This window comes from Cellulomonas sp. P5_C6 (genome assembly GCF_054049635.1).
This window is the reverse complement of record NZ_JBFULZ010000272.1, coordinates 1-4,342: the sequence shown is the minus strand read 5'-3', so window position 1 is coordinate 4,342 and position 4,342 is coordinate 1. Positions and strand designations below refer to the sequence as shown.

Here is a 4,342-nt window from a genome sequence, read left to right as displayed (position 1 = left end):
CGGCCCCGGGATTCTTCAAGGGGTCGCAGGTTCAAATCCTGTAGCCCGACTTATCAGGCCTGGTGAGACGGTGTCTCACCAGGCCTGAGATTTGATCGGCGGGCCAAAAGCCCACACTTTCGGTCACAGGTTCAAGTGCGGTGAGGCAGCCTATCTGGCCTGGTGGGCGCCTACTCGCCGTCGCGGATTTGATCGACTGGTCGACGCCGGCTGGTCCCTTGCCGACTCCACCCGGAAACCCAGCGGCATCGGCAGCCCTAGGCGCGGGCGACCGCAGGCGTCACGCCGCCGGCGGCCGTCACGCATGCCGCGGGTGCCGGCACAGGCGTGCGAGGCACGCGCAGCTGCCGTGTACCGACCCGGCCGACCCGATGGACGCCGAATTCCTGGCCGCCGGCCTCGAGGTGGCGGGCGGCGACATCCGCAAGATCGTCCTCGCGGCCGCCTACGACGCGGTCGCGGCGCACCGTCTGGTCGGGATGCGGGACATGCGGGGGGACCGTGCGCGAGATGGCCAAGCCCGGGCCGACGGACCACCGACATCCGCTGGACCGACGCAACCGGCTGACCGTCGCACCGGTGTGCAGCGCAGCTGGCCCGGGACAGTCCCTGGGTGTGTTGCAGCGCGTCTGGGTGATCCTCTGGCTGGTCAGGCGGCCGAGGGCCCTCGATCGCGGCCTGAGGATGGGTGGTGCCACCCACCGCGGCCGAGTGACAACGAGAGGCTCGCACCGATGCCTCGGGTGCCCGAGCGTTCCTACGGTCGTTCTTGCGCACGGATCCCTGCGCAGTGCCGGAAGGAAGACGACAATGCCGAATACGGAACTGGCCGGTAGGACCCGCCCTCCGCTCAGCGCGAGCGGAGTACTCGCGCTTGCGTGCACGATCGCGCTCGCCGTCGCCGGATGCTCGGTCAGCCCGCCGAGCAATCGCGCGGGCGGTCCGCCGCAGACAACACTGACTCTGGCCAGCCTGAACGACGGGATCGACCCACCGGTCTCCGAGTATCAGACGCAGGTCGAGAAGGTCTCGGACGGAACCTTGCACATCAAGGTCGCCACAGGGTGGAAGCCCGGACCCGACGTCGGCGGAGAGGCCGGGCTGTTGTCCGACGTCGCTTCGGGCAAGGTCGACATGGCCTGGGTCGGTGCCCGAGCCTTCGACTCGATCGGCGAGACCACCTTCCCCGCCCTGCTCGCGCCCTTGCTCGTCGACAGCTACGACCTCGAAGGAGCGATCTTCGAGGCAGGGATCCCGCAGGCCATGCTCGAGAGCGTCAAGCACGACGGTCTCGAGGCCGTCGCAGTGCTGCCAGGACCGCTGAGAAAGGTGATGGGTGTGGACCGCGACTTCCGCGCACCAGCTGACTTCTCCGGCGCCACGATCTGGCGCGACGACGGGGACGTGTCTCGCCTGACGTTCGACACCCTGGGCGCAACCAGTGTCCTCGGGCATTCCGGGATGGCTCTTGACGGAAAGGATGGGGTGGTGACTCAGCTGGGCGCCATCGTAGGAAACGGCTACACCGATGGCGCCCAGTCGGTGACGGGGAATCTCAACGTCGTCTCGCGGCCCTTGGTCTTCGTGATCAACAAGAAGGTGCTCGACTCACTCGATCCCGCCCACCAGAACGCGCTCCGCGCCGCGGGTGAGGCCGCCGTGGTCGGTTCGTTGAAGGCCGACCGGGCGGAGGACGTCGAGACTGGCGCGACGATCTGTCGGACCGCGATGAAAGTTCTGTCTGCGGAGCCCGGGCAGCTCGCCGGCCTTAGGCACGCCCTCGATCCGGTCTACTCGGCGATCTCCCAGGACCCGGCGAGCAAGGACTTCCTGGCACAGATCGAGCAGCTGAAGGCGGACGTCGGCGCGGCTCCGGACTCGGTCGTGTGCGCGTCGGATTCGACGTCCACAGGCGAGGCGAGCGTGCTCGACGGATCGCAATGGCAGGTCAGCTTCACCCGGGACGAGTTGGCGGCTTCTGATCTTTACGACACGGGCGAGATCGGTCCGGGCAACTACGGCGACTTCACGATGACGTTCAACCCGGACGGGACGCTGTCCAGCGGGGGAACGTACTCGGTGCGGGGCGACGTACTGACGATGCTCCAATCCAACGGTGAGAAGTGGGTCTGTCGCTGGAGCGTGCAGAGCGACACCCTGACGCTGATCCGCGACGACGCCATCGGCGTGTGCCCGACTCCGATCCGGGTCAAGCCGTGGACGCGGGTGCCGTGATCGCCTCGGGAATCCAGAGCTGCAGGGCGGTCCCTCGGCCTTCGTGACTCTCGATCACCAGACGTCCGTTCAGCGCTTCCACCCGGTCCACCAGGCCATCGAGTCCCGATCCGCGCGCGCGGCCGTCGGGACTCGATGGCGCGCCGCCACGTCCGTCGTCGACGATCGAGGCGCGCACGGCATCCTCCTCGAGCGTCACCGTGACGTTCACCCGCGACGCCCCGGCATGCTTGGCGACGTTCGCGAGCGCTTCGGCACAGACGAAGTAGGTCGTGGATTCGATGATCGGCTTCATGCGAACCGACGGGACGTCGACGCTGACGGGGCACGGGAATCGAGCGGCGATGTCGATGAGTGCCGCACGCAGTCCGTCGTCCACGACCAGCCGTGGCAGCGAGCCGCGGGCCAGGCGGGCCAGCTCATCGGCAGCGGTCGACACTTCCTGCGAGATCGCGCCCAGCTGGTCGGCGTCGCCCGGCGGCAGGGTGGCCAGCGCGACGGAGAGCAGGTGCTCGACCTCGCGAAGCCTCTGACCGGGCCCCGTATCGATCCGCGCCGAGATGCGTCGGCGCTCGTCGTCAGCCGCCTGCACAAACCGAGTTCGCGAGCGAGCGAGTTGGCTCACGCGCTCGCGCGACTCGGCCTGCATCGTCGCGGTGGTCGCTGTGAGGCGGGCTACCGAGAGGATCGCCGAGCGCAGGTAGTCGTCGAGGGGTATGGACTCGTCGTGGACGACGATCGCGATCTGACGGCCCTGGTCCACGATCGGCGTCACGGTTCGCCCGGCACGACCCGTCGTGATCCGAGACCCGGACTCGTCAACGTAGGACTCGGTCCCGGCGATCCGGTACCCGAGCTCCAAGCTTGGGTCTCCTACCGTGCGTCGGAGCCTTTCGCGTAGTCCGCCAGCACGCCTGCCGACGTCAACGACGAGCCCGAGAGCAGAGGACTCGGTCCACCGAGCGCGCGCGGCGGCCACCGCCAACCAGATCGCTGACGTGGCGATCAGGACGGACGAGAGATCGGCCGCCGTCTGCACCGAGGCGAACCCCACCGCGTGCTGAACCGGCAGGACGATGAGCGCTCCGGCGAAGAACGCGGCCGCTGTGAACGCGTGCACGGCACCGCGATGCGCCGGACCGGTGGTCGCCAGCGCAGCGTGACCTGAGATGCCGAGCACGAGCGCGGCGAGGAACAGAGCACCCACGTCTTCGTCGAGGACGGTGGCGAGGACCACGCTGACGTATGCGATCGCGACCGCCGCTCGTAGCGCCCATTGCCGCGCCCGCCCGGACGGGAACGTGATCATCGCCTGTGCGAGCGGTGCTCTGGCCGCGAGCACCGCGAGCGGCAGCGGATACGCGGCAAACCAAGCGACTCCGCTGAGGACCATCCACAGGCCGAGCCGGCTGTCACGGCGACTGAGCCATGTCCAGCAGCCGGCGACGAGAAGCACCGCGCCGGTGGCGACGTCGATGACGGTGCTGATGGTCACCCTCGTAGGTACGCGACGACGGCCAGCACGCGTCGATGGTCGTCCGGTGACTCGGCGAGGCCGAGCTTGTCGAACACCGATCGCACGTGGTGTTCGACGGTGCGGAGGCTGAGGAACAGTCGCCCGCTGATCGCTTGGTTCGAGCGACCCTCAGCCATGAGTGCGAGCACCTCCCGTTCACGGCCCGTGAGCAGGTCGACCACGGAGCTTTCCCGCCGCCGATGCATCAGGCGAGAGACGATCGTCGGATCGATGACGCACTCGCCGTCGTCCACCCGATGGATCGCGTCAACAAGAACTTCGACGGCGCTCACGCGCTCCTTCAGGAGGTAGCCGACGCGTTCCGGAACTTCCCCGATCACGCGCAACGCGTACTCGGACTCCAGGTGGTGTGACAGCACCAGGACCCCGACATCCGGATAGTGGCGTCGGATGGCTGCGGCGGCCACCACGCCTTCGTCCGTATAGGTCGGAGGCATGCGAATGTCGACGATCGCCACATTGGGTCGGTGTTCGGAGACGAGCACCATCAGTGCTTCGGCATCGGCTGCTGTGCCGACGACGGCCACGCCGGCGTCCTCGAGCAAGCGCCGCACACCAGCGCCGCACACC

At 68.1% G+C, this 4,342-nt stretch carries 3 protein-coding genes; 1 reads left to right on the top strand and 2 read right to left on the bottom strand.

Features of this window, described 5'->3' with window-relative positions:
• The first annotated feature begins 810 nt into the window (after positions 1 to 810).
• Entirely contained in the window at positions 811 to 2,235 is a 1,425-nt protein-coding gene (locus ACXJKG_RS19830) for a TRAP transporter substrate-binding protein (RefSeq protein ID WP_456847448.1), read from the top strand.
• Here ACXJKG_RS19830 and ACXJKG_RS19825 read toward each other — a convergent pair.
• Both ACXJKG_RS19825 and ACXJKG_RS19820 read right to left on the bottom strand, forming a co-directional pair.
• Positions 2,210 to 3,730, bottom strand: a complete 1,521-nt coding sequence (locus ACXJKG_RS19825; RefSeq protein ID WP_456847447.1) for a sensor histidine kinase — start codon at positions 3,728 to 3,730, stop codon at positions 2,210 to 2,212. The genes ACXJKG_RS19830 and ACXJKG_RS19825 overlap by 26 nt on opposite strands.
• On the bottom strand, positions 3,727 to 4,341 hold the full coding sequence (locus ACXJKG_RS19820; protein ID WP_456847446.1) for a LuxR C-terminal-related transcriptional regulator: 615 nt from the start codon (positions 4,339 to 4,341) through the stop codon (positions 3,727 to 3,729). Before ACXJKG_RS19820 ends, ACXJKG_RS19825 begins: the two co-directional genes overlap by 4 nt.
• Between the last annotated feature and the right edge of the window lies 1 nt (position 4,342).

Excerpts from the sequence above, each read along its gene's own strand:
- ACXJKG_RS19830 (WP_456847448.1), top strand. The coding sequence starts at position 811 with ATGCCGAATACGGAACTGGCCGGTAGGACCCGCCCTCCGCTCAGCGCG.